Genomic DNA, 23657 nt, shown 5'->3' on the forward strand with positions numbered 1-23657 from the left:
ACGCGAAATTCTGGGGGAGCGTAAACAACATCGACCAGCAGAGCTGGCCGATGCGTGAAGCGGTCAGCCGCGATTAAGCGACTGGCTGACGCCAGTCATCGGAACCCGAAGTACCGGATACTTCGTGGGTCCAGGTGATTTTACGGTAGGTGAATTGCACTTCTTCCAGGTGCGTGAAGTGGGAGTTCGACGGATCCTGGCAGTTGTGCATTTTGTTGTTGATGGCGACGATGATCGCGTCTTCCAGTTTGGTGGTGTAGTAGTGCTCTTGGGTCCCTTGGGCCGAAGTGCGGTACCACTGGATAACGATTTCGCTCATGCGCTCGCCGGAAGTCAGAGCTGCTTGCAGCAGTGGCGAAGCCTTGTCGTAGACCTTGGTGATCACCACTGGCTTGTGAACGCGCTGACCGGTTGGTTGGCCGGATTGCGGGTCACGCGGGATGATCACGTCGTGGCTGAAAGCCTGAACCATGACCTGGTCTTCGTGACCTTCTTGGTAGGTATTGCCAACCGAGTCGGCGGTGAATGCGCCGGCAGTGATCAGACCTTGTTTTTCGCCAGTGACGGACATGTACGCTGGTGTAGCCATGGATGTGCTCCTTGCTAAAAATTTAGGGTGCCCGAGAGGCGAAATCGCCTGGTGGGTGCCTGACTGTTATCAAGGTCCGTGCCAGCTTTTGTGAAGTGCCCGGCAGCCGGGGGTTAAACCGCTCTGGCCTGTGGGTTTGAGGATTTTTGCCAGGCGAATCAGGGCAAAAGTGCGCAAGAAGTTGCGCAGTACTGCGCAACTTCTTGCGCACTCGTCTACAGGCCACGTGGGACGTGGGTTGTAGAGGCGTTGATAGATGAAAATCGAAAATAAGTGCGCAACTTCTTGCGCACAATGGCTCGTGGCCATCATCGCGAAGAAGCCGTCCGTTCAGAAATGACCGATCCAGCGCCCCTTTCTGCCAATCCGTCACTGGTCAGTTGCACCTCGCTTGCTGGAAAGTCCCTGTCCAGAGCCCGCCCCGGTTTAACCTCGATGGGCGCGAGGGTTAAAAAGCGTCTTATAAATGAAACACCGCCCTCAGCTATACTCCCCAGCATTTGAAAATGGCCCCGAGGACATACTGTGAAGAACTGGACGTTGCGCCAACGCATCTTGGCGAGCTTTGCGGTCATTATTGCCATCATGCTGCTGATGGTCATGGTCTCGTTCTCCAGTCTGCTGAAGATTGAGTCCAGCGAGGAAACGGTCCGAACGGATGCAGCGCCGGGGGTGTATTACAGTTCGATGATTCGCAGCGCCTGGGTCGACAGCTATCTGCAGACTCAGGAGTTGCTCGGCCTCAAGGAAGGCGAAGGCATCAGCAGCGAAGACGCCGCCGAGTTCAAGTCCTTTGAGAGCCGTCTGCTGGAGCAGATGGAGAATTACCGCAAGACCATGGCGACCGATGAGGATCGCACTGAGTTCGCCGCGTTCGAGAAGTACCACGATAACTACATGCAGATTCAGGACGCGGTGCTCGATTTGCACAAACGCAACCTGGAAGCCGATGCGGTGAAATTGTTCAATGAGAAGCTCTCGCCAGCGTGGTACACCGGTCGCACGAAACTCAACGACATCATCGGCGAAAACAAGAAAGTCGCTGATCAGGCCATGGCCAATATCGACGATGCCGTGTCCGCGGCAAAAATCAGCATGGGCCTCTCTTTGCTGGTCGCGATTCTCGCCGCCGGTCTCTGTGGCCTGCTACTGATGCGCGCGATCACGGCACCAATGAGCCGCATCGTGCAGATCCTCGAAATCATGCGTACCGGTGACCTCAGCAGCCGCCTGAACCTCGATCGCAAGGACGAGTTCGGCGCGGTGCAAACCGGCTTCAACGACATGATGACCGATCTGACCTCGCTGGTGTCCCAGGCTCAGCGTTCGTCGGTGCAGGTCACCACCTCGGTCACTGAAATCGCCGCCACCTCCAAGCAACAACAAGCCACCGCCACCGAAACTGCCGCCACCACCACTGAAATCGGTGCGACGTCCCGTGAAATCGCCGCCACGTCCCGTGACCTGGTGCGCACCATGACAGAAGTCTCCACGGCCGCCGATCAGGCCTCGGTGCTGGCCGGTTCCGGGCAGCAAGGCCTGGCGCGGATGGAAGACACCATGCACTCGGTGATGGGCGCGGCCGATCTGGTCAACGCCAAACTGGCGATCCTCAACGAGAAGGCCGGCAACATCAACCAAGTGGTCGTGACCATCGTCAAGGTCGCCGACCAGACCAACCTGCTGTCGCTGAACGCGGCCATCGAGGCCGAGAAGGCCGGTGAGTACGGTCGCGGTTTTGCCGTGGTCGCCACCGAAGTGCGACGTCTGGCGGACCAGACCGCCGTCGCCACGTATGACATCGAGCAGATGGTCCGCGAGATTCAGTCGGCGGTGTCGGCCGGGGTTATGGGTATGGACAAGTTCTCCGAAGAAGTGCGTCGCGGCATGTCCGAAGTGCAGCAGGTCGGTGAGCAGCTGTCGCAGATCATCCATCAGGTTCAGGCGCTGGCGCCGCGAGTGTTGATGGTCAATGAAGGCATGCAGGCCCAGGCCACCGGCGCCGAACAGATCAACCATGCGCTGGTGCAATTGGGCGATGCCAGCAGCCAGACCGTCGAGTCCTTGCGCCAGGCCAGTTTCGCCATTGACGAACTGAGCCAGGTGGCCGTCGGGCTGCGTGGTGGCGTCTCGCGATTCAAAGTCTGATGAGCGAACTCACGGCCAAACGCACTGCCGTGGCACCGGCCAGACAGGCGCTTTTCCTGGTGTTTCGCGTCGGTAACGAGCGTTACGCACTGCAAGCCATTGAGGTAGCCGAAGTGCTGCCGCGCCTGCCGTTGAAGCCGATTGCCCAGGCCCCGGCCTGGGTCGCCGGAGTATTCGCCTATCGCGGTGCAGTGGTGCCGGTGATCGACCTCAGTGCACTGACCTTCGGCCAACCGGCGCAGGCCCGCACCAGCACGCGGCTGGTGCTGGTGCACTACCGACCGGATGAAACCACGCCTGCGCGATTGCTCGGTCTGATCCTGGAACAGGCTACCGATACCGTGCGCTGCAACCCGGCGGATTTTCAGCCTTATGGCCTGGACAACCGCCAGGCGCCGTACCTCGGTCCGGTGCGCAAGGATGCTCAAGGCTTGCTGCAATGGGTCAGGGTTGCCGATCTGCTCGATGATCAAGTCCGGGCGCTGCTGTTTCCGTCGCAGCCTCTGGACCTCCTTGAGGAGCGGCCATGAGCAGCGATCAGCGGTTTTTCGATTTTCTCAAGGATCGCATCGGCCTCGATGTCGCCTCAGTGGGGCCGGCCATCATTGAGCGTGCCGTGCGTCAGCGCATGACGGCAGCCTATGCGCTGACGGCCGACGAGTACTGGCAGACTTTGCAAGGCTCGCGGGACGAGCAACAGGCGCTGATCGAAGGGGTGATCGTCCCGGAGACCTGGTTTTTCCGTTACCCGGAATCCTTCGCCACCCTGGCGAAACTGGCGGCCAAACGTCTGGCCGACCTCAACAATATGCGCGCCCTGCGGATTCTCAGTCTGCCGTGCTCCACCGGCGAAGAGCCGTACTCGATTGCCATGGCGCTGCTGGATGCAGGCCTCAAACCTCATCAATTCAAGGTCGAAGGCATGGATGTCAGTCCGCTTTCGGTGGAGAAGGCCAAGCGCGCGTTGTATTTCAAGAACTCCTTTCGTGGTCAGGACATCGCGTATCGCGAGCGGCATTTCAGCGCCGAAGACGAAGGCTATCGACTCAGCGAGCGGGTGCTGGAACAAGTCCGCTTGCAGGTCGGCAATCTGCTCGATCCGGCCTTGCTGGCCAGCGAACCGCCCTATGATTTTGTGTTCTGTCGCAACCTGCTGATCTATTTCGACCAGCCGACCCAGCAACAAGTCTTCGAAGTGCTCAAACGCCTGACCCATGTGGACGGCGTGCTGTTTATCGGCCCGGCCGAAGGCAGCTTGCTCGGACGTTTCGGCATGCGCTCGATCGGCATCCCGCAGTCGTTTGCCTTCAGCCGCCAAAGCGCGCCGGAGCCCGAGCCTTTTCCGGCCTTCGCTCCAACTGCGCTGCCGGTGCGTCAACCGGTGCGCAGCGTGATCCCGCCACCGGTACGCAGCCGTCCGTTCGCTAATGTCGCACCGCTGCCCAATACCGTGAAAACGGCCAATCCCGACGCCGCGACGCTGCTGGCGAACATCGCCGCCCTGGCCAACGAAGGCAAAAGTGCCGAGGCTCGTGCCGCGTGTGAAAGTTATCTGCGCAGCCACGAACCGGTCGCCCAAGTATTTTATTGGCTGGGACTGCTCAGCGATGTTGCCGGCCGTGCGCTTGAAGCCCAGGGTTTCTATCGCAAAGCGTTGTACCTCGAACCGCAACACCCCGATGCCTTGATGCACCTGGCTGCCTTGCTGCAATCGCTGGGCGACACCGCGGGCGCCAGACGATTGCAGGAACGTGCCGCCCGCAGCGAGCGTGCCGCCGACAGTGAGCGTAAACGATGAGCGTCTCCGACACCTTGAGCGTCACCCATGAAGATGCCCAGGCCATCGACGACTGCTGGAACCGCATCGGTATCCACGGCGACAAGTCCTGCCCGCTGCTGAGCGAGCATATTCACTGCCGAAATTGCGCGGTGTATTCGGCCGCCGCCACCCGCTTGCTCGACCGTTACGCCTTGCAGCAGGAAGATCGCGAGCAGGTGTTGACGGTGGTCGAAACCGACGTCAAAACCCGTTCGCTGCTGATGTTCCGCCTCGGCGAAGAATGGCTGGGCCTGGCCACTCGCAGTCTGGTTGAAGTGGCGCCGCTGCAAACCATTCACTCCTTGCCGCACCAGCGCTCCCGGGCTTTGCTCGGCGTGGCGAATGTGCGCGGGGCTTTGGTGGCGTGCCTGTCGCTGGTGGAATTGCTGGGGCTCGACGCCACGAATAATGTGTCTTCCGGTGCGCGGGTAATGCCGCGGATGTTGATCATCGCCGCCCGGGGTGGCCCGGTGGTGGTGCCGGTCGACGAAGTGGACGGGATTCACGCCATCGACGAACGCATCCTCGATGCCGCGTCGCAATCCGGGACCGAGGCCAGCGCCAAGTACACCCGTGGCGTGTTGCAATTCAAAGGTCGCAGCCTGCGTTGGCTGGATGAAGAACAGCTGCTGTCCGCCGTGACCCGGAGCCTCACATGACCCCCGAGCAAATGCGCGACGCCTCTTTGCTGGAACTGTTCAGCCTCGAAGCCGAGGCCCAGACCCAAGTGCTGAGCGCCGGCCTGTTGGCCCTGGAGCGCGATCCGACCCAGGCCGATCACCTGGAATCGTGCATGCGCGCGGCCCACTCGCTCAAGGGCGCGGCGCGGATTGTCGGCGTGGATGCCGGGGTCAGCGTGTCTCACGTGATGGAGGATTGCCTGGTCAGCGCTCAGGAAGGGCGCCTCTATCTGCGGCCCGAGCATATCGACGCGTTGTTGCAGGGCACTGACCTGTTGATGCGTATCGCGACGCCGAGCAATACACCGTCGGCGGTGGAAATTGATGCCTATGTAGCGCTGATGGGGCGATTGCTCGACCCGATGGCACTGGCGCCGCCGATCAGCACGCCGATTGCGCCGTTTATGGCCGAGCTTCAGTTGGAGCCACCAACCGTCGAGCCGATCGCCCCGGTCGTCGAACCGCTGGCCGTCGCGCCCGCCGAGCCGCCACGCAAGGCCAAACGCACCACCGAAAACGGTGAGCGCGTGCTGCGGGTCACCGCCGAACGGCTGAACAGCCTGCTCGACCTGTCGAGCAAATCCCTGGTGGAAACCCTGCGGCTCAAACCGCACCTGGCCACCATGCAGCGCCTCAAACGCATGCAGAGCAACGGCTTACGGGCCTTGGAAAACCTCAATGTCCACCTCAAGGACCATGCCTTGAGCCTGGAAGCCCAAGAGGCTCTTGAGGATGCGCGCCGACTGCTGACTGAATCCCAGCAACTGCTGGTGGAAAAAAACGCCGAACTCGATGAATTCGCCTGGCATGCCAGTCAACGCGCCCAAGTGTTGTACGACACGGCGCTGGCCTGTCGCATGCGACCGTTTGCCGACGTGCTGACCGGGCAGGTGCGGATGGTCCGAGACCTCGGTCGCGACCTGGGCAAACAGGTTCGCCTGGAGATCGAAGGCGAGAAGACTCAGGTCGACCGCGACGTCCTGGAAAAACTCGAAGCGCCGTTGACGCACTTGCTGCGCAACGCTGTGGACCATGGCATCGAAACCCCGGAACAACGGCTGCTGGCGGGGAAGCCGGCGGAAGGTTTGATCCGTCTGCGTGCATCCCATCAAGCCGGTCTGCTGGTGCTGGAACTGAGTGACGACGGCAATGGCGTTGACCTGGAAAAAGTCCGTCGCAGCATCATTGAGCGGCAGTTGTCCCCGACCGAAACCGCTGCGCAGTTAAGCGAAGAGGAGCTGCTGACGTTCCTGTTCCTGCCGGGTTTCAGCCTGCGGGACAAGGTCAGCGAAGTCTCCGGGCGCGGCGTCGGGCTGGACGCGGTTCAGCACATGGTCCGGCAGTTGCGCGGCGCGGTGGTGCTGGAGCAGACGGCGGGCGAGGGCAGCCGCTTCCATCTGGAAGTGCCGCTGACCCTGTCGGTGGTCCGCAGCCTGGTGGTCGAAGTCGGCGACGAGGCCTATGCCTTCCCGTTGGCGCACATCGAGCGGATGTGCGATCTGGAACCCGAAGACATCGTCCAGCTCGAAGGCCGCCAGCACTTCTGGTACGAAGGCCGGCATGTCGGGCTGGTCGCGGCCAGTCAGTTGTTGCAGCGCCCGGCGAGCCAGAACAGCCAGCAAACCCTCAAGGTCGTGGTGATTCGCGAGCGTGATGCGATCTATGGCGTGGCGGTCGAACGCTTTATTGGCGAGCGGACCTTGGTCGTATTGCCGCTGGATGAGCGGCTGGGCAAGATTCAGGACATTTCCGCCGGGGCGTTGCTCGACGACGGTTCGGTGGTGTTGATCGTTGATGTCGAAGACATGCTGCGCTCGGTGGACAAACTGCTCAACACCGGGCGTCTGGAACGCATTGCCCGGCACAGCAACCAGGTCGCAGAAGTGGCGCGCAAGCGGATTCTGGTGGTGGACGATTCCCTGACCGTTCGCGAGTTGCAGCGCAAGCTGCTGCTCAATCGCGGCTACGACGTGGCCGTGGCGGTGGACGGTATGGATGGCTGGAACGCCCTGCGTTCGGAGGATTTCGATCTGTTGATCACCGACATCGATATGCCGCGCATGGACGGCATCGAACTGGTGTCTTTATTGCGCCGGGACAACCGTTTGCAATCGTTGCCGGTTATGGTGGTGTCCTACAAGGATCGTGAAGAAGACCGTCGTCGTGGACTGGACGCCGGAGCCGACTATTATCTAGCCAAAGCCAGTTTTCATGACGATGCCCTGCTTGATGCAGTGGTTGAGCTCATCGGAGGAGCACGGGCATGAAAATCGCTATCGTCAACGACATGCCCCTGGCGGTAGAGGCCCTGCGCCGGGCCTTGGCATTTGAACCGGCGCATCAGGTGATCTGGGTCGCCAGCAACGGGGCCGAGGCGGTGCAACGTTGTGCCGAATACACTCCGGACCTGATCCTGATGGACCTGATCATGCCGGTGATGGATGGCGTGGAGGCGACCCGGCGAATCATGGCCGAAACCCCGTGCGCGATCGTGATTGTCACCATCGACCGCCAGCAGAACGTGCACCGGGTGTTCGAAGCCATGGGCCACGGCGCGCTGGACGTGGTCGATACGCCGGCCATCGGTGCCGGCAATGCCGCAGAGGCGGCGGCGCCGTTGCTGCGCAAGATTTTGAACATTGGCTGGCTGATCGGCGACAAGGGTAACCGGGTGCGCTCGGCGCCGAGCCCGTTGCGCCACTCGGGTTCCCGGCAAAAACTGGTCGCCATCGGTTCGTCTGCGGGCGGGCCGGCGGCGCTGGAAATCTTGCTCAAGGGCCTGCCGCGGGATTTTTCGGCGGCCATCGTGTTGGTGCAGCACGTGGACCAGGTGTTCGCCGCCGGCATGGCCGAATGGCTCAGCAGTGCCAGCGGCCTCAACGTGCGCCTGGCTCAGGAAGGCGAGTCGCCGCAGGCCGGCACGGTGTTGCTGGCCGGCACCAACCACCATATTCGCTTGTTGAAAAACGGGACGCTGGCCTACACCGCCGAACCGGTCAACGAGATTTACCGGCCCTCGATCGATGTGTTTTTCGAGAGTGTGGCCAGTTACTGGAACGGCGACGCCGTGGGCGTTTTGCTGACCGGCATGGGCCGCGATGGTGCGCAGGGGCTTAAACTCATGCGCCAACAGGGCTACCTGACCATCGCTCAGGACCAGAACAGCAGTGCGGTGTACGGCATGCCGAAAGCGGCTGCGGCCATCGACGCCGCCGTGGAAATTCGCCCACTGGACAAGATAGCGCCACGATTGCTGGATATTTTCCCAAAATGAAGGCTTTTCACAGCAATCCTGGCCCAAGTAGTACTCAGGTGACCGCACATGAATGACTTACAGCTCGACGACTTCAAAACCGACGAAAACGCCGCGATGGTGTTGTTGGTGGACGATCAGGCGATGATCGGCGAGGCCGTTCGGCGCGGTCTGGCGAATCAGGAAAACATCGACTTCCACTTCTGCGCCGACCCGCACCAAGCCATCGCCCAGGCGATTCGGATCAAGCCGACGGTGATCCTTCAGGATCTGGTGATGCCCGGCCTCGACGGCTTGAGCCTGGTGCGCGAATACCGCAATCACCCGGCGACCAAGGACATTCCGATCATCGTCCTGTCGACCAAGGAAGACCCGCTGATCAAAAGCGCGGCGTTCGCGGCCGGGGCCAACGATTACCTGGTGAAGCTGCCGGACAACATTGAACTGGTGGCGCGCATCCGCTATCACTCACGCTCCTACATGACTTTGTTGCAGCGCGACGCGGCTTACCGCGCATTGCGTGTCAGCCAGCAGCAGTTGCTCGACACCAACCTGGTGCTGCAACGCCTGATGAACTCCGACGGCCTGACCGGCCTGTCGAACCGCCGGCACTTCGACGAATACCTGGAACTGGAGTGGCGCCGTTCCCTGCGAGACCAGACTCAACTGTCGCTGTTGATGATCGATGTGGACTACTTCAAGTCCTACAACGACAGCTTCGGCCACCTGGAAGGCGACGAAGCCCTGCGTAAAGTCGCCACGGCGATTCGCGACGCCAGCGCCCGGCCTTCGGACTTGCCGGCCCGTTATGGTGGCGAAGAATTTGCGCTGGTGTTGCCCAATACCTCGCCGGGCGGCGCGCGGCTGGTGGCGGAAAAACTCCGTCAGACGGTCGCGGCGCTGAAGATTCCGCATGTGTTCCCGGTGGAAGGGTCGAACCTGACCATCAGCATTGGCCTGTCGACCATCACCCCGCAACAGGGCAGCGATTGCCGGCAATTGATCTCGGCGGCGGACAAGGGGCTGTATCTGGCGAAGAACAATGGGCGTAATCAGGTGGGGATTGAGTAGCGGGTGGCTTGAGCGAAGTTCTCCAGCCTAGCGCATCCTGTGGCGAGGGGGCTTGCCCCCGTTCGGCTGCGAAGCAGTCGTGAAACCTGATTGCAGGGTATGACTGGAAGAATGCAGGGGGCCGCTTCGCGACCTAACGGGGGCAAGCCCCCTCGCCACAGCAAGCTCCCTCGCCACAGATTTACTCGGCGTTCGCTTTAATCATTCACCCCTAAAGCGCCAGGCGGGCTGCCGTGACAGCTTGATTACGTTATACTCGCCGGCTTTCAAAAGTTCGCCAACGAGTGCTGCCCGCCATGGAAATCAACCCGATCCTTAACAGTATCAAGGACCTGTCCGAGCGCTCCGAAACTATTCGGGGGTATCTTTGACTACGATCAAAAGCATGAGCGTCTGACTGAAGTCAATCGCGAGCTTGAAGATCCGGCTGTCTGGAACAACCCGTCGTACGCACAGGAACTGGGTCGCGAGCGCTCGCTGCTGGCTCAGATCGTCGAAACCCTCGACGAAATGCACACCGGTCTGGCCGATGCCAAAGACCTGCTGCTGATGTCCGCCGAAGAAGAAGACCAGGCCGCCGTCGATGACGTCGCTGCCGAAGTCGAACGTCTGCGCGAATCCCTGGAAAAACTCGAATTCCGTCGTATGTTCAGCGGTGAAATGGACGCCAACAACGCCTACCTGGACATCCAGGCCGGCTCTGGCGGTACCGAGGCTCAGGACTGGGCCAACATCCTGCTGCGCATGTACCTGCGCTGGGCTGACAAACGCGGTTTCGACGCGACCATCATGGAATTGTCGGCCGGTGAAGTCGCCGGTATCAAAGGCGCCACGATCCACATCAAGGGCGAATACGCCTTTGGCTGGTTGCGTACCGAAATCGGCGTGCACCGTCTGGTGCGCAAGAGCCCGTACGATTCCGGCAACCGCCGCCATACCTCGTTCTCGGCTGTGTTCGTCTCGCCGGAAATCGATGACAACATCGAAATCGACATCAACCCGTCGGACCTGCGCATCGACACCTACCGCTCCTCGGGTGCCGGTGGTCAGCACGTAAACACCACCGACTCGGCCGTACGTATCACCCACGTACCGTCCAACACCGTGGTCAGCTGCCAGAACGAACGCTCCCAGCACGCCAACAAAGACACCGCGATGAAAATGTTGCGGGCGCGCTTGTACGAGCAGGAAGTGCAGAAACGCAACGCCGCCTCCCAGGCCCTGGAAGACACCAAGTCCGACATCGGCTGGGGTCACCAGATTCGCTCTTACGTGCTCGATGCCTCGCGAATCAAGGATTTGCGCACTAACATCGAACGCAGTGACTGCGACAAGGTGCTCGACGGCGACATCGACGAATACCTGGTAGCCAGCTTGAAACAAGGGCTCTAAGGCACGCCCTACAGAATCTGCGGATACCTGTAGGAGCGAGGCTTGCCCGCGAACCCCGGCTCACAGCCGGGGGCAACGAACCTGTGATGGAATTTTTAAAGACATGAGCGACCTAGAACTCGACCCGCAAGCCCTGCAACAGGAAGAAAACTCCCTGATCGCCCTGCGCAAGGAAAAGCTGGCTGCCGAGCGCGCCAAGGGCAATGCCTTCCCGAACGACTTCCGCCGTGAAAACTACTGCGAAGACTTGCAGAAGCAGTACGCGGACAAGACCAAGGAAGAGTTGGCAGAGGCTGCAATCCCGGTCAAGGTTGCCGGTCGCATCATGCTCAACCGTGGCTCGTTCATGGTGATCCAGGACATGACCGGTCGCATCCAGGTTTACGTCAACCGTAAAACCCTGTCCGAAGACACCCTGGCCTCGGTGAAAACCTGGGACATGGGCGACATCATCGCAGCCGTTGGCACCCTGGCCCGTTCCGGCAAGGGTGACCTGTACGTCGAAATGACCGACGTGCGCCTGCTGACCAAGTCCCTGCGTCCGCTGCCAGACAAGCACCACGGCCTGACCGACACCGAGCAGCGCTACCGCCAGCGCTACGTTGACCTGATCGTCAACGAAGACGTGCGCAAGACCTTCCGCGTGCGTTCGCAAGTGATTGCGCACACCCGCAGCTTCCTGATGCAGCGTGACTTCCTCGAAGTCGAAACGCCGATGCTGCAAACCATTCCGGGCGGCGCGGCGGCCAAGCCGTTCGAAACGCACCACAACGCCCTGGACATGGGCATGTACCTGCGGATCGCCCCTGAGTTGTACCTCAAACGCCTGGTTGTCGGCGGTTTCGAGAAAGTCTTCGAGATCAACCGCAACTTCCGTAACGAAGGCGTTTCGACTCGTCACAACCCAGAATTCACCATGTTGGAGTTCTACCAGGCTTACGCCGACTATGAAGACAACATGGACCTGACCGAAGAGCTGTTCCGCGAACTGGCTCAGCTGGTTCTGGGCAGCACCGACGTCCCTTACGGCGACAAAGTGTTCCACTTCGGCGAGCCGTTCGTGCGCCTGTCGGTGTTCGACTCGATCCTCAAGTACAACCCTGAGCTGACCGCTGACGACCTGACCGACATCGACAAGGCTCGCGCCATTGCCAAGAAGGCCGGCGCCAAGGTGCTGGGCTTTGAAGGTCTGGGCAAGCTGCAGGTGATGATTTTCGAAGAGCTGGTCGAGCACAAGCTGGAACAGCCGCACTTCATTACCCAGTACCCGTTCGAAGTGTCGCCGCTGGCCCGTCGCAACGATGACAACCCGAACGTCACTGACCGTTTCGAACTGTTCATCGGTGGTCGCGAAATCGCCAACGCCTACTCCGAGTTGAACGACGCGGAAGACCAGGCCGAGCGCTTCATGGCTCAAGTGGCCGACAAGGACGCTGGTGACGACGAAGCCATGCACTACGACGCCGACTTTGTTCGCGCGCTGGAGTACGGCATGCCGCCAACGGCCGGCGAAGGTATCGGCATCGATCGCCTGGTGATGTTGTTGACCAACTCACCGTCGATTCGCGATGTGATCCTGTTCCCGCACATGCGGCCGCAAGCGTAAGCGTTTCAGTAAAAAAGCCGCCTAAAACAGGCGGCTTTTTATTGCCTGTCTGGTACAAACGTATCAACTGGTTACTTTTGGCGTGAGAGAGGAATACCTGTCGTGAATCGTGCAATGGCTCAAGAAGGTGCAGCGGGTATCGCCACTGCGGTCGCTGAAAGCGTTCAGTACCAGGGCCGCAAGGCCAGCCGACAGGGCAGCGAACAGCGGCGACAGGAAATTCTCGATGCGGCGATGCGCATTGTCGTGCGTGATGGCGTACGGGCGGTGCGTCACCGTGCCGTGGCGGCCGAGGCCGGTGTGCCGTTGTCGGCCACCACTTACTATTTCAAGGACATCGATGACTTGCTCACCGATACCTTCGCTCAATACGTGGAACGCAGTGCGGCCTACATGGGCAAACTGTGGGCCAGCAATGAAGGGCTGTTGCGCGAGATGGTTGTCAGCGGCGATGGCACGCCTGAGTCGCGCTCGCAGTTGGCAGACGATATTGCACAGCTGATGGCCGACTATGTTCACCGGCAATTGATCAACCGCCGCGAGCACTTGATGGCCGAGCAAGCCTTCCGCCAGGAAGCGTTGCTTAACCCGCGCCTGGCGCTGTTGGTGCGCTCCCATCAGCAAATTTTGCTGCAGGGCACCTGCCAGCTTTTTGAAGTGCTGGGTTCCCGTGAACCCCAACAAGATGCCAAGGTGTTGACGGCGATTATCGGACGGATGGAATATCAGGGCCTTCTCAACGAAGCCGAGCCATTGGCCGAGCAAGACATGCTTGGCATTCTGACTCGATACATGCACCTGGTGCTCGCGTCCGTTTGACGCCGATCCCCCTGTAGGAGCTGCCGAAGGCTGCGATCTTTTGATCTTTGGCGATTTCAGCATTGCCGAAGATCAGGATCAAAAGATCGCAGCCTTCGGCAGCTCCTACAGGGGAAAGTGTTTCAGGTTCATAGGGAGTGTTGAATGAAAGCCTGGCGCGTCGTAGTGATCGCCTTGTCGTTCCTGCTGCTCAGTGGCTGTCTGGTGACCTTCAAGGAACCGCTGGCTTCGAGCGAACCCGCGCCCAAAGGACTGCTCGGCAAATGGACCAGCACCAACGCCTGGGGTGAACCGATGAACCTTGAGCTGACGCGCATCGGCGACAACCGTTATCAGGCTGTCAGCTACTTCAAGGCCAAGCCGCACGAGCGTGAAGCCTATCCTTTCACTGTGTCGCGCCACGGCAATCGCTGGTACCTGTCTGCTGCAGTGCCGGCCCAATTCGGCGGGCATTTCACGATTGCCGGTTTCGAGCTCAACGAACAGCATGAACTGGTGGTCTACAACCTCGACCTCGAGCAGATCAACCAGGCCGTGGGGCAAAAAGCCCTCAGTGGCGAAGGCTTCCAGACGGACGACGGCGACGGTGTGTTGATCAACAACAGCCTGGACCGAGTCTTCGCTTACCTCGACGACCCGGCCAATTCCGATGTATTCGTTGAAGCGGTGCGCTATCAGCGCCTGGCCAAAGCAAAAGTCAAATAAATCCAGTACGTTACGGTTTTTCTACAGGAGTTTCGGGTGGACGATTACCAGCAGACGATACGCATTTTGTCCGATCGCATAGTGCTGGCGCAGACGCCGATTCGCGTTCTGGATGCGGTCAAATGGGACGAAAACATCCGCAAGGGTTTCCTCAAGGCCAAGGGCAAGGAAATGCCGGCCGTGGACCGCGACTATTACCTGAACCGGCCGCTGTCCTTTGACTCCAGCAAGGTGAAGCTGGAATTCCAGAACATCGAGCGCGACATCACCCGTCAACTCGGCCAGTTCAACCCGGTCGGCCAGATCATGCGTCGCATGTGCAAGGAATACCGGATGGTGGTGCGCATGCTCGAAGCGCGCGGCACCGAGGATTTCGGGCTGATTTCCCAGGAATTGTATGGCGCCGCGTCCGACGCGTTCCACGCCGGCGACCCGACCCTGGCTGACCTGGGCCTGATGATGTCCGACTACCTGAACAACATCGACGGCCGTGGCGACCTGAAGGACGAACCGAAAATCCTCACCGCCAAGGACGCCGTTCACTTGCTGCAAACCCGTTTGAACAAGGTGTTTGGCGAGGCTGAGGAAACCATTCGGGTGTTCGAGTCCGACGGGATCGTCGCTGATGCGGCGGCGGGCGCCGACTACATCAAGATTCGCGCCGATGCGATGTTCAACGACCGTGATGTGCGGGCGCTGGAAGTCCACGAAGGCCTGGTGCATGTGGGCACGACCCTCAACGGTTTGAACCAGCCGATCTGCACCTTCCTGTCTAAGGGCCCGCCGTCGTCCACCGTGACTCAGGAAGGCCTGGCGATCCTGATGGAAATCATCACTTTTGCCTCGTACCCGAGCCGACTGCGCAAACTGACTAACCGTACCCGCGCCATTCACATGGTCGAGGAGGGCGCGGACTTCTTGCAGGTGTTCGAGTTCTTCCGCGAGCAAGGCTTCGAAATGGCCGAAAGCTACGGCAACGCCAGCCGGGTTTTCCGTGGTTCGGTGCCCAATGGGCTGCCATTTACCAAAGACTTGTCCTACCTCAAGGGCTTTATCATGGTTTACAACTACATTCAGTTGGCCGTGCGTAAAGGCAAGCTTGAGCAGATACCGCTGCTGTTTTGCGGCAAGACGACGCTGGAAGACATGCGGACCTTGCGCCAGCTGGTGGACGAAGGCCTAGTGGTGCCGCCCAAGTATTTGCCGGATCAGTTCCGCGACTTGAACGCACTGTCGGCGTGGATGTGCTTCTCCAACTTCCTCAATCACCTGAGCCTGGACCGGATCGAAGCGGATTACTCCAACATCCTGTGATCACACCAGATGAATGTGGAGGGTTACTGTGGTGAGGGGGCTTGTCGGAATGCCGTACCACCCCGTTGGGCCGCGAAGCGGCCCCCAACATTTGTTTCGTCACACCGCGTAATCAGGTTTCACGACTGCTTCGCAGCCGAACGGGGGCAAGCCCCCTCGCCACAATGATGTGTCAGGTTACGAACTCCAACATTCACTGCGAGGTTTCAACGGATGAGAATCCTCGGCATCTTCTGCCTGCTCCTGGCCCTCGGCGGTTGCAGCTCGCTGCTGTTTTACCCCGAGCCCGGCCAGCCATTCACCCCGGACAAAGCCAAGCTCGAATTTCGCGACGTCACCCTGACCACCGCCGATGGCCTGAAGCTGCACGGTTGGTGGCTACCGGCGGCAAAAGGCGTCGAAGTCAAAGGTACGGTGCTGCACCTGCATGGCAATGGCGGCAACCTTTCTTACCACTTGGGTGGCAGTTGGTGGTTACCGAAAGAGGGTTACCAAGTGTTGCTGGTGGACTACCGCGGTTATGGCTTGTCCGAAGGCAAACCGTCGCTGCCGGAGATCTATCAGGACATCGACGCCGCGTTCAAATGGCTCGACCAGGCGCCCGAGGTCAAGGGCAAGCCGTTGATCGTTCTGGGTCAGAGCCTCGGCGGCTCGATGGCCGTGCATTACCTGGTCCAACACCCGGAACGTCAGCCCCAGCTCAAGGCCTTGGTCCTCGATGGCGCGCCCGCCAGCTACCGGGATGTCGGTCGATTTGCCCTGACTACCTCGTGGCTGACCTGGCCATTTCAGGTGCCGTTGTCGTGGCTGGTGCCGGACGGTGACAGCGCGATCAACTCCATGGCGCAGCTCAAGGGCGTGCCGAAACTGATCTACCACAGCATCGACGACAACCTCGTGCCCCTTTCCAACGGCATTCGTCTGTATCAAGCTGCGCCGCCACCGCGGGTGCTGCAACTGACCCGTGGCGGTCATGTGCAGACCTTCGCCGACCCGGTCTGGCGTCAGGTGATGCTGCGCTACCTCGAAGACCCGCAGCATTTCAACGGTCTGCGCCGCCTGGGTGAAATCCCGAATTACCCGGTGCCCCTGAATTCAAAAGATGAACCACCAGAGAGTCCGCAATGAGTGAAGAACGTAACGCCATCCCGCTGATCATCACCGGTATCTGCACCATTCTCGGTACTGTCGGGGTGCTGTGGTACTACGGCTACCTGCATTTCGCCAAGCCTGAGGATGCGTTGCTGCTCAACGAATTCACCATGCTCAAGACCGTGCCGGGCGAAGACTACAAAATCGCCCTGGAACCGGCCGCGCAAGTCGCTCAGTGCGTCGATGGCGTACTGGTGCTGTTCGACACCGAACAGAAAGGCCTGAGTGGAGTGTTGATCAACGGCCAGAAAAAAGCCGTGCGCTGCATGGGGCAGGAAACGCCGCAGAAACTTGAGCCGTAACCCCCGATTCCGGCGTGGCGCTGATCCACTGTGGCGAGGGAGCTTGCTCCCGCTCGGCTGCGTAGCAGCCGCCAACCCATTAATGCCGTCTGCCTGAAGGAATACGGTGCGAGGTTTAGGGTCTGCAGCGCAGCCCAGCGGGAGTAAGCTCCCTCGCCACAAAAACAGTGGCAGCCATCAAGTCACCAGCAACAAAAAGCCCCGCCTGATCAGATCAGGCGGGGCTTTTACGTTACCGCGTGAAGCTTAGTTCGAACTGACTGCCGAACGTGGCACCACTGGCTGGTTGTCGTTGGAAATGGTCACTTCCACCCGACGGTTCATCGCACGGCCCGAAACGCTGCCGTTTTCGGCAACCGGGTATTCCTTGCCATACCCCTGAACGACGATGCGCGCTGGATCAACGCCCATTTTCACCAGCGCTGTGCGTACCGAATCGGCACGACGCTCGGACAGCGACTGGTTATGGCTCGCGGTGCCGGTGCTGTCGGTGTAACCCTCGACAATCACTTTACGGTCCGGGTTTTCCTGAAGGAACTGCGACAGTTTGTTGATGTTCACCAGACCGCTGGACTTCAGGTCAGCACGGTCGGTAGCGAACAGCACATCACCGAAGGTGACCAAGGTGCCGCGATCGGTTTGCTTGGCGTTCAGGCTGTCTTGCAACTGCTTGATCTGCTGATCACGGGCATCCAGACGAGCCTGGGCACGTTGGGCTGCGGCGTTTTTCAGGTTGTTTTCAGCGGTGCGCAGGGCGATGGTCTGCTTGGCGACTTCCACGCGCTGGTTGGTCAGGTACGCCAGTTGGTCGACCTTGGCCTGGTTTTCCTTGTCCTGGTAGGCCTTGTCAGCCTTGTCCAGGTAATCGCTGGCGTCTTTGGTCTCAAGGGCCGCGACTTTGCTCGCTTGCGGGTTGGCTTGCAGGCCGGAGTAGTTCACGCGGGCCTGTTCCAGGTTCGCGTTCGGCGGGGTGGAGCAAGCTGCCAGGGCAACGCTTGCGGCCAGGAGAGCGGGGATCATCAATTGTTTACGCATAATGGTTCGTCCTTTCTATCGATAAGAGCTTCAGGCGTGTGGTCCGGATGCGCGCTTACTGCACAGTGCGCTGACTTTCCTGACGCAGTTCCTGAACACCTTTCTGGGAATCCTTCAGAGCCTGTTCGGCTTTCATCGCCTGAGCCTTGCGTTCCGCGACGCGAGCGTCCCATTCGGCTTGCTCGGCGAGGGTCCGGGCTTCGTCATACTTTTTGTCGTGCATGGCGATTTCGGCTTGTTTGAGCTTGTCCTGCGCAGACTTCATTTCCACGGCTGCGAACTCGGTACCGCCGGCGCTGACGGCGCTGTTAACGGCCGATTGGGTCACGGCGTATTGCTCGGTCGGCGGATTGCCAGCGCAACCGGCGAGTACAAAGGTGCTGCCGATCGCCAAGGCAGCCAGTTTCAGACCGCGCAGGTGGGTGAACGAGGATTTGGCAGTGCTGGTCTTCATGGTCTTCAACTCCATTGGATAACTCCTGAAAAACATCAAATTCCATCCTGGTTTAAGGAGCCGTCACCGAACATTCAAAGCGTGAAATGAAACGGCCGTACCAGGCGTGGTTAATGGGTACGACCCGAGGCGTTTTTCAAAAGTTCAGAGAAGATGGCCTATCGCCTGAAAAAACTTTGACCGAATGGACAAGGCTCTAAACCGGGAACTTTGGCGATGCGCAGCGGTATTGCCGGTCTTTTCGAGACTCGGGAACACGCCATTTTTGAAGGGGAATGCAAGTCAATGTGGGAGCGGGCTTGCTCGCGAAAACGGTCTGATATTCATCATCTTTGTTGCCTGAAACACCGCTTTCGCGAGCAAGCCCGCTCCCACAGGTTCTGCGACGGGATCAATGTTTTTGCTTGTCGCTACCAGCCGATAAATCGTGCAAATGACGGCGGGACAATGCGAGAAAACGCGGGGTCGGACCGACGTCTTCGTACAGTGGGTCACCTTCTTCGTCGGTCGCCACCACGGTCTGGCCTCTCACGTAGGGGAAACTCGCCTCGAGCTCCTCAAGCGCCGCGCCGATCAACTCGCCCAGCAGTTCTTCGGGATGCCGTTTGGGGTACATCTCGGTAATCGCTGCCAGCCGGGCGGCGGCTTCCACGTCCAGGTGAATCGTGTAGCCAGTGTCGGTCAGGCGACCCTTGGCGTTTTCTTCCCAATGCTGGGCTAGCTCGCGAATTTTCATAATGACCTCATGGCACACCTGCTCGTGGCAGGCAGGGTGAGTGTCCGGCTTTGGCCGGCGGCAGCCGTTGTACGGCTTACTGTTGAGACTAGCTTTAACGCCTAAGGTTTAAAGTCCCTTCGTCGTTTGCTTGTAAGAACCGCTTTACGGCGGCACTCTTAACGTTCATAGCCGCCCGGATTTTTGCTGGAGAACTGCTGATGACCGATATTGATGCACGCTTGCGCGAGGACGTTCACCTGTTGGGTGAACTGTTGGGCAACACCATTCGTGAACAGTACGGGGATGGTTTTCTCGACAAGATCGAGCAGATCCGCAAGGGCGCCAAGGCCGACCGTCGCGGTTCGATGGACGCCGAACTCAGCGCCAGCCTCAACCAATTGAGCGAAGACGAGTTGCTGCCGGTGGCGCGGGCGTTCAACCAGTTCCTCAACCTGGCCAATATCGCCGAGCAATATCAGCTGATTCACCGCCGCGAAGAGTCGCAGCCCGCGCCGTTCGAAGCCCGGGTGCTGCCGGAACTGCTCGCCCGTCTGCGTGCTGAAGGCCACAGCGCCGAATCCCTTGCGCGACAGCTCGGTCGACTGGAAATCGAGTTGGTGTTAACCGCTCACCCGACCGAAGTGGCCCGCCGCACGCTGATCCAGAAATACGATGCCATCGCCGCGCAACTGGCGGCCCAGGACCATCGTGACCTGACCAGCGCCGAGCGCGAGCAGATCCAGGCGAAATTGCAGCGTCTGATCGCCGAAGCCTGGCACACCGAAGAAATCCGCCGCACCCGCCCAACGCCTGTCGACGAAGCCAAATGGGGCTTTGCGGTGATCGAACATTCGCTGTGGCAAGCGATTCCCAACTATTTGCGCAAGGCCGATCTAGCGCTGCACGCCGCCACCGGCCTGCGTTTGCCACTGGAGGCGGCGCCGATCCGCTTTGCTTCGTGGATGGGCGGCGATCGCGACGGCAACCCGAATGTCACGGCGTCCGTCACCCGCGAAGTGCTGTTGCTGGCGCGCTGGATGGCGGCTGATTTGTACCTGCGTGATGTCGATCATCTGGCCGCCGAGTTGTCGATGCAGCAGGCCAGTGAAGCCCTGAAAGCCAAGGCCGGCGACAGCGCCGAACCTTACCGCGCGGTGCTCAAGCAATTGCGCGAACGTCTGCGGGCAACTCGCAATTGGGCCCAGGCATCCTTGAAAGTGAGCACGTCAGCAACCGCCGATGTGCTGCAAAACAACCGCGACCTGCTTGATCCGCTGGAACTGTGTTTCAACTCGCTGCATGAATGCGGCATGGGCGTGATTGCCGACGGTCCGCTGCTCGATTGCCTGCGTCGTGCGGTGACCTTTGGCTTGTTCCTGGTCCGTCTCGACGTGCGTCAGGATTCGTCGCGGCACACCGCTGCCATGACTGAAATCACCGATTACCTGGGCCTCGGTCGCTACGAAGACTGGAGCGAGGAAGAGCGCATCGCCTTCCTGATGCGCGAGCAGAACAATCGTCGGCCATTGTTGCCGGCGTATTTCAAGCCGTCCGCTGACACCGCCGAAGTGCTGGCGACCTGCCGGGAAATCGCCGCTGCACCGGGCGCGTCCCTCGGCTCTTATGTGATCTCCATGGCCGGCGCCGCTTCCGATGTGCTGGCGGTGCAACTGTTGCTCAAAGAGGCCGGCGTATTGCGGCCGATGCGCGTGGTGCCGCTGTTTGAAACCCTCGCCGACCTCGATAACGCCGGCCCGGTGATCGAAAAGCTGTTGCTGCTGCCGGGCTATCGCGCGCGCCTGCAAGGGCCGCAGGAAGTGATGATCGGTTACTCCGATTCGGCCAAGGACGCCGGCACCACGGCGGCGGCCTGGGCGCAGTATCGGGCGCAGGAACGTTTGGTGGATATCTGCCGCGAGCAGCAAGTGGAGTTGCTGTTGTTCCACGGTCGCGGTGGCACCGTGGGCCGTGGTGGCGGCCCGGCGCACGCGGCAATTCTGTCGCAGCCGCCGGGTTCGGTGGCGGGGCGTTTCCGCACCACTGAGCAGGGGGAAATGATCCGTTTCAAATTCGGTTTGCCGGACATCGCCGAGCAGAACCTCAATCTGTATCTGGCCGCGGTGCTCGAAGCGACCTTGCTGCCGCCACCGCCGCCGGAGCCTGCCTGGCGTCATCTGATGGACGAATTGGCGGCGGATGGTGTCAGTGCTTACCGCGCCGTGGTGCGCGAGAATCCACAATTCGTCGAGTACTTCCGTCAGTCCACGCCGGAACAGGAACTCGGACGGTTGCCGTTGGGCAGTCGCCCGGCCAAGCGCCGCGCTGGCGGGATTGAAAGCCTGCGAGCGATTCCGTGGATCTTCGGCTGGACCCAGACACGCCTGATGCTGCCGGCCTGGCTCGGTTGGGAGGCTGCCCTGAGCAAGGCACTGGAACGTGGTGAAGGTGAGTTGCTGGGGCAGATGCGCGAGCAGTGGCCGTTCTTCCGCACGCGCATCGATATGCTGGAAATGGTGCTGGCCAAGGCTGACGCGGACATCGCGCTGTCTTACGATGAGCGGCTGGTGGAGCCGGATCTTCTACCTTTGGGCGCGCACTTACGCGACCTATTGTCGCAGGCCTGTGCGGTGGTCCTTGGCCTGACTGGCCAGTCGCAGCTACTGGCACATAGCCCAGACACCCTCGAATTCATTCGCCTGCGCAACACTTACCTCGACCCCCTTCATCTATTGCAGGCTGAGCTGTTGGCCCGTTCGCGGCAACAGGAAGTGGCGCAGGGCAGCCCGGTAGAACAGGCGCTGCTGGTGTCTGTGGCGGGGATTGCCGCCGGTTTGCGAAATACCGGCTAAGGTTTTCCTCTTGGGTCCGGGCGCTCGGCACGCAGGCCGGGTGCCCTTGGGCGAAGGCCGGAAAAGGTCTGGCAGGCGACAGTTAATGATGGGGTTACGACTTGGGGTACCCCGTCCCAAGGTCACGATGGGCGCGGGTTTCTCCGACTTTCGGCGGCTTGTGTGGGCAGGGCCTGCTGTGTATCTTGATCAGCCTTTGGCCGTTTGGGCGGCCACGACCCTATTTTTGAGATTGGCCCCACGAGGCGAATCTGACGTTATCTATATAAAAAATTGAGGAGCACATCGATGCGCGTCATTCTGCTGGGAGCTCCCGGGGCCGGTAAAGGTACTCAGGCTAAGTTCATCACCGAAAAATTCGGCATTCCGCAAATCTCCACTGGCGACATGCTGCGTGCAGCGGTCAAGGCCGGCACTGAGCTGGGCCTGATCGCCAAGAGCGTCATGGACAGCGGTGGTCTGGTCTCCGATGACCTGATCATTAACCTGGTCAAGGAACGCATCAGCCAGGCCGATTGCGCCAACGGTTTCCTGTTCGACGGTTTCCCGCGCACCATTCCCCAGGCTGAAGCCCTGGTGAAGGCCGGCGTCGAACTGGACCACGTGGTCGAAATCGACGTCAAAGACGAAGACATCGTCCAGCGTATCGCCGGGCGTCGTGTTCACGAGGCTTCCGGCCGCGTGTACCACATCGTCTACAACCCGCCGAAAATTGCCGGTAAAGACGACATCACCGGTGACGAACTGGTGCAGCGCAAAGACGATACCGAAGAAACCGTGCGTCATCGTCTCTCGGTCTACCACGCTCAGACCGAGCCGCTGGTGAAGTTTTACCAGGAGCTGTCCACCGCTCAGGGCAAACCGAAGTACAGCCACATCGAAGGTGTTGGCTCGGTTGAAGCGATCACCGGCAAAGTGCTTGAAGCGCTGAACTGAAAAGTCTGAATCGCTTCATCTTCTACGGCCCGCTTGCGGGTCGTAGTTGTTTATACTGGCGCACTTTTTCTGACCTCTCTTACGGAAACATCGATGAGCACCTTGCTGGCCCTGGACACCGCGACTGAAGCTTGCTCCGTTGCCTTGCTGCATGACGGCAAGGTCACGAGCCATTACGAGGTGATCCCGCGCCTGCATGCGCAGAAGCTGCTGCCGATGATCCAGCAATTGCTGGCCGACGCCGGTACCACCCTGCAAGCGGTGGATGCCATCGCGTTCGGCCGTGGGCCCGGCGCTTTCACCGGTGTGCGGATCGCCATTGGCGTGGTGCAGGGTTTGGCGTTTGCGCTGGAGCGTCCGGTGTTGCCGGTGTCTGATCTGGCCGTACTGGCCCAGCGTGCCTATCGCGAACACGGCGTAAGCCAAGTCGCAGCGGCCATCGATGCGCGGATGGATGAAGTGTATTGGGGCTGCTACCGCGAAACGGCGGGGGAGATGCGGCTTGTCGGTAACGAAGCCGTGTTGCCGCCGGAAGTCGCAGCATTGCCGGCCGATGCCAGCGGCGAGTGGTTCGGCGCGGGCACCGGTTGGGGGTATGCCGAGCGTATCGGCGTTAACCTGATCGGGCAGGATGCGGGAATGTTGCCCCATGCTGAAGACCTGCTGACGCTGGCGCGGTTTGCCTGGGCGCGAGGGGAGGCGATTGTGGCGGATGAGGCGCAGCCGGTTTATCTGCGCGACAAGGTCGCCACGCCCAAGGCCCGTTGATTCACTCGATACCGAGTTGGCCCTTTCGCGAGCAGGCTCGCTCCCAC

The 23657-nt window shown here is 60.3% G+C and carries 21 protein-coding genes; 17 read left to right on the forward strand and 4 right to left on the reverse strand.

Going from position 1 to position 23657, the window contains the following annotated elements; all coding sequences use genetic code 11:
- Positions 1 to 73: 73 nt before the first annotated feature.
- Positions 74 to 589: an Hcp family type VI secretion system effector gene (locus JFT87_RS10280; protein WP_054051032.1), complete on the reverse strand. Its 516-nt coding sequence runs from the start codon at positions 587 to 589 to the stop codon at positions 74 to 76.
- A 525-nt stretch (positions 590 to 1114) separates the two neighbouring features.
- Here JFT87_RS10280 and JFT87_RS10285 point away from each other — a divergent pair.
- From JFT87_RS10285 to JFT87_RS10350, 14 genes are all read left to right on the forward strand, one after another.
- Entirely contained in the window at positions 1115 to 2737 is a 1623-nt protein-coding gene (locus JFT87_RS10285; RefSeq protein ID WP_201200962.1) for a methyl-accepting chemotaxis protein, read from the forward strand.
- Complete coding sequence (locus tag JFT87_RS10290) at positions 2737 to 3267, forward strand: chemotaxis protein CheW (protein ID WP_201200963.1); 531 nt, start codon at positions 2737 to 2739, stop codon at positions 3265 to 3267. The genes JFT87_RS10285 and JFT87_RS10290 overlap by 1 nt, the downstream gene beginning before the upstream one ends.
- Positions 3264 to 4535: a CheR family methyltransferase gene (locus JFT87_RS10295; protein WP_201200964.1), complete on the forward strand. Its 1272-nt coding sequence runs from the start codon at positions 3264 to 3266 to the stop codon at positions 4533 to 4535. Before JFT87_RS10290 ends, JFT87_RS10295 begins: the two co-directional genes overlap by 4 nt.
- Positions 4532 to 5215, forward strand: coding sequence for a chemotaxis protein CheW (locus JFT87_RS10300; protein WP_201200965.1), 684 nt, complete (start codon positions 4532 to 4534; stop codon positions 5213 to 5215). Before JFT87_RS10295 ends, JFT87_RS10300 begins: the two co-directional genes overlap by 4 nt.
- Complete coding sequence (locus tag JFT87_RS10305; RefSeq protein WP_201200966.1) at positions 5212 to 7503, forward strand: hybrid sensor histidine kinase/response regulator; 2292 nt, start codon at positions 5212 to 5214, stop codon at positions 7501 to 7503. The genes JFT87_RS10300 and JFT87_RS10305 overlap by 4 nt, the downstream gene beginning before the upstream one ends.
- Positions 7500 to 8510, forward strand: a complete 1011-nt coding sequence (cheB, locus tag JFT87_RS10310; RefSeq protein ID WP_201200967.1) for a chemotaxis response regulator protein-glutamate methylesterase — start codon at positions 7500 to 7502, stop codon at positions 8508 to 8510. Before JFT87_RS10305 ends, cheB begins: the two co-directional genes overlap by 4 nt.
- Before the next feature lie 48 nt (positions 8511 to 8558).
- Positions 8559 to 9560 (forward strand): response regulator, encoded by a 1002-nt coding sequence (locus JFT87_RS10315; RefSeq protein ID WP_201200968.1) that lies wholly within the window; start codon positions 8559 to 8561, stop codon positions 9558 to 9560.
- A gap of 296 nt (positions 9561 to 9856) precedes the next feature.
- Positions 9857 to 10952, forward strand: a protein-coding gene (gene prfB / locus JFT87_RS10320; RefSeq protein WP_201195569.1) for a peptide chain release factor 2 whose coding sequence is annotated in 2 segments (ribosomal slippage) — positions 9857 to 9928 and positions 9930 to 10952 — 1095 coding nt in all. Because the reading frame shifts where the segments join, the coding sequence is not laid out codon by codon here.
- A gap of 103 nt (positions 10953 to 11055) precedes the next feature.
- Complete coding sequence (lysS, locus tag JFT87_RS10325) at positions 11056 to 12558, forward strand: lysine--tRNA ligase (RefSeq protein ID WP_201200969.1); 1503 nt, start codon at positions 11056 to 11058, stop codon at positions 12556 to 12558.
- Positions 12559 to 12660: 102 nt separating this feature from the next.
- Positions 12661 to 13377, forward strand: a complete 717-nt coding sequence (locus JFT87_RS10330) for a TetR family transcriptional regulator (protein ID WP_201200970.1) — start codon at positions 12661 to 12663, stop codon at positions 13375 to 13377.
- Positions 13378 to 13521: 144 nt separating this feature from the next.
- Complete coding sequence (locus JFT87_RS10335) at positions 13522 to 14082, forward strand: hypothetical protein (protein ID WP_201200972.1); 561 nt, start codon at positions 13522 to 13524, stop codon at positions 14080 to 14082.
- Between the two features lie 36 nt (positions 14083 to 14118).
- A complete protein-coding gene (locus tag JFT87_RS10340; RefSeq protein WP_201195562.1) occupies positions 14119 to 15396 on the forward strand; it encodes a flavohemoglobin expression-modulating QEGLA motif protein in 1278 nt (425 codons plus the stop codon).
- Between the two features lie 213 nt (positions 15397 to 15609).
- A complete protein-coding gene (locus JFT87_RS10345; protein ID WP_201200973.1) occupies positions 15610 to 16524 on the forward strand; it encodes an alpha/beta hydrolase in 915 nt (304 codons plus the stop codon).
- Complete coding sequence (locus JFT87_RS10350; RefSeq protein WP_201200974.1) at positions 16521 to 16850, forward strand: hypothetical protein; 330 nt, start codon at positions 16521 to 16523, stop codon at positions 16848 to 16850. Before JFT87_RS10345 ends, JFT87_RS10350 begins: the two co-directional genes overlap by 4 nt.
- 246 nt (positions 16851 to 17096) lie before the next feature.
- On the opposite strand, the gene JFT87_RS10355 is transcribed toward JFT87_RS10350, so the two are convergent.
- The 3 genes from JFT87_RS10355 to JFT87_RS10365 all read right to left on the reverse strand — a co-directional run bounded on the left by JFT87_RS10355 (position 17097) and on the right by JFT87_RS10365 (position 19075).
- Positions 17097 to 17885 carry an OmpA family protein gene (locus JFT87_RS10355; protein WP_201200976.1) on the reverse strand — a complete coding sequence of 263 codons (789 nt, stop codon included), beginning with the start codon at positions 17883 to 17885 and terminating at the stop codon, positions 17097 to 17099.
- 55 nt (positions 17886 to 17940) lie between these two features.
- On the reverse strand, positions 17941 to 18354 hold the full coding sequence (locus JFT87_RS10360; protein WP_201200977.1) for a DUF4398 domain-containing protein: 414 nt from the start codon (positions 18352 to 18354) through the stop codon (positions 17941 to 17943).
- Between the two features lie 376 nt (positions 18355 to 18730).
- Positions 18731 to 19075: a pilin assembly protein gene (locus tag JFT87_RS10365; RefSeq protein WP_201195553.1), complete on the reverse strand. Its 345-nt coding sequence runs from the start codon at positions 19073 to 19075 to the stop codon at positions 18731 to 18733.
- A gap of 200 nt (positions 19076 to 19275) precedes the next feature.
- On the opposite strand from JFT87_RS10365, the gene ppc reads away from it, so the two are divergent.
- The 3 genes from ppc to tsaB all read left to right on the forward strand — a co-directional run bounded on the left by ppc (position 19276) and on the right by tsaB (position 23610).
- The gene (ppc, locus tag JFT87_RS10370) at positions 19276 to 21906 is read left to right on the forward strand and encodes a phosphoenolpyruvate carboxylase (protein ID WP_201200978.1); all 2631 of its coding nucleotides are present in this window, start codon (positions 19276 to 19278) and stop codon (positions 21904 to 21906) included.
- A 288-nt stretch (positions 21907 to 22194) separates the two neighbouring features.
- Positions 22195 to 22842, forward strand: coding sequence for an adenylate kinase (gene adk / locus JFT87_RS10375; RefSeq protein WP_054047246.1), 648 nt, complete (start codon positions 22195 to 22197; stop codon positions 22840 to 22842).
- 93 nt (positions 22843 to 22935) lie between these two features.
- The gene (gene tsaB, locus JFT87_RS10380) at positions 22936 to 23610 is read left to right on the forward strand and encodes a tRNA (adenosine(37)-N6)-threonylcarbamoyltransferase complex dimerization subunit type 1 TsaB (RefSeq protein WP_201200984.1); all 675 of its coding nucleotides are present in this window, start codon (positions 22936 to 22938) and stop codon (positions 23608 to 23610) included.
- Positions 23611 to 23657 lie beyond the last annotated feature (47 nt).

Source organism: Pseudomonas sp. TH15 (genome assembly GCF_016651105.1).
GTDB lineage: Bacteria > Pseudomonadota > Gammaproteobacteria > Pseudomonadales > Pseudomonadaceae > Aquipseudomonas.

What these genes read in the sequence shown, in the direction of transcription:
- JFT87_RS10295 (WP_201200964.1), top strand. Translation starts at nt 3,264, where the DNA reads ATGAGCAGCGATCAGCGGTTTTTCGATTTTCTCAAGGATCGCATCGGC.
- JFT87_RS10305 (WP_201200966.1), top strand. Translation starts at nt 5,212, where the DNA reads ATGACCCCCGAGCAAATGCGCGACGCCTCTTTGCTGGAACTGTTCAGC.
- JFT87_RS10350 (WP_201200974.1), top strand. Translation starts at nt 16,521, where the DNA reads ATGAGTGAAGAACGTAACGCCATCCCGCTGATCATCACCGGTATCTGC.
- cheB (WP_201200967.1), top strand. Translation starts at nt 7,500, where the DNA reads ATGAAAATCGCTATCGTCAACGACATGCCCCTGGCGGTAGAGGCCCTG.
- JFT87_RS10280 (WP_054051032.1), bottom strand. Translation starts at nt 589, where the DNA reads ATGGCTACACCAGCGTACATGTCCGTCACTGGCGAAAAACAAGGTCTG.
- lysS (WP_201200969.1), top strand. Translation starts at nt 11,056, where the DNA reads ATGAGCGACCTAGAACTCGACCCGCAAGCCCTGCAACAGGAAGAAAAC.
- JFT87_RS10360 (WP_201200977.1), bottom strand. Translation starts at nt 18,354, where the DNA reads ATGGAGTTGAAGACCATGAAGACCAGCACTGCCAAATCCTCGTTCACC.
- tsaB (WP_201200984.1), top strand. Translation starts at nt 22,936, where the DNA reads ATGAGCACCTTGCTGGCCCTGGACACCGCGACTGAAGCTTGCTCCGTT.
- JFT87_RS10345 (WP_201200973.1), top strand. Translation starts at nt 15,610, where the DNA reads ATGAGAATCCTCGGCATCTTCTGCCTGCTCCTGGCCCTCGGCGGTTGC.
- adk (WP_054047246.1), top strand. Translation starts at nt 22,195, where the DNA reads ATGCGCGTCATTCTGCTGGGAGCTCCCGGGGCCGGTAAAGGTACTCAG.
- JFT87_RS10290 (WP_201200963.1), top strand. Translation starts at nt 2,737, where the DNA reads ATGAGCGAACTCACGGCCAAACGCACTGCCGTGGCACCGGCCAGACAG.
- JFT87_RS10335 (WP_201200972.1), top strand. Translation starts at nt 13,522, where the DNA reads ATGAAAGCCTGGCGCGTCGTAGTGATCGCCTTGTCGTTCCTGCTGCTC.
- ppc (WP_201200978.1), top strand. Translation starts at nt 19,276, where the DNA reads ATGACCGATATTGATGCACGCTTGCGCGAGGACGTTCACCTGTTGGGT.
- JFT87_RS10315 (WP_201200968.1), top strand. Translation starts at nt 8,559, where the DNA reads ATGAATGACTTACAGCTCGACGACTTCAAAACCGACGAAAACGCCGCG.
- JFT87_RS10300 (WP_201200965.1), top strand. Translation starts at nt 4,532, where the DNA reads ATGAGCGTCTCCGACACCTTGAGCGTCACCCATGAAGATGCCCAGGCC.
- JFT87_RS10365 (WP_201195553.1), bottom strand. Translation starts at nt 19,075, where the DNA reads ATGAAAATTCGCGAGCTAGCCCAGCATTGGGAAGAAAACGCCAAGGGT.
- JFT87_RS10355 (WP_201200976.1), bottom strand. Translation starts at nt 17,885, where the DNA reads ATGCGTAAACAATTGATGATCCCCGCTCTCCTGGCCGCAAGCGTTGCC.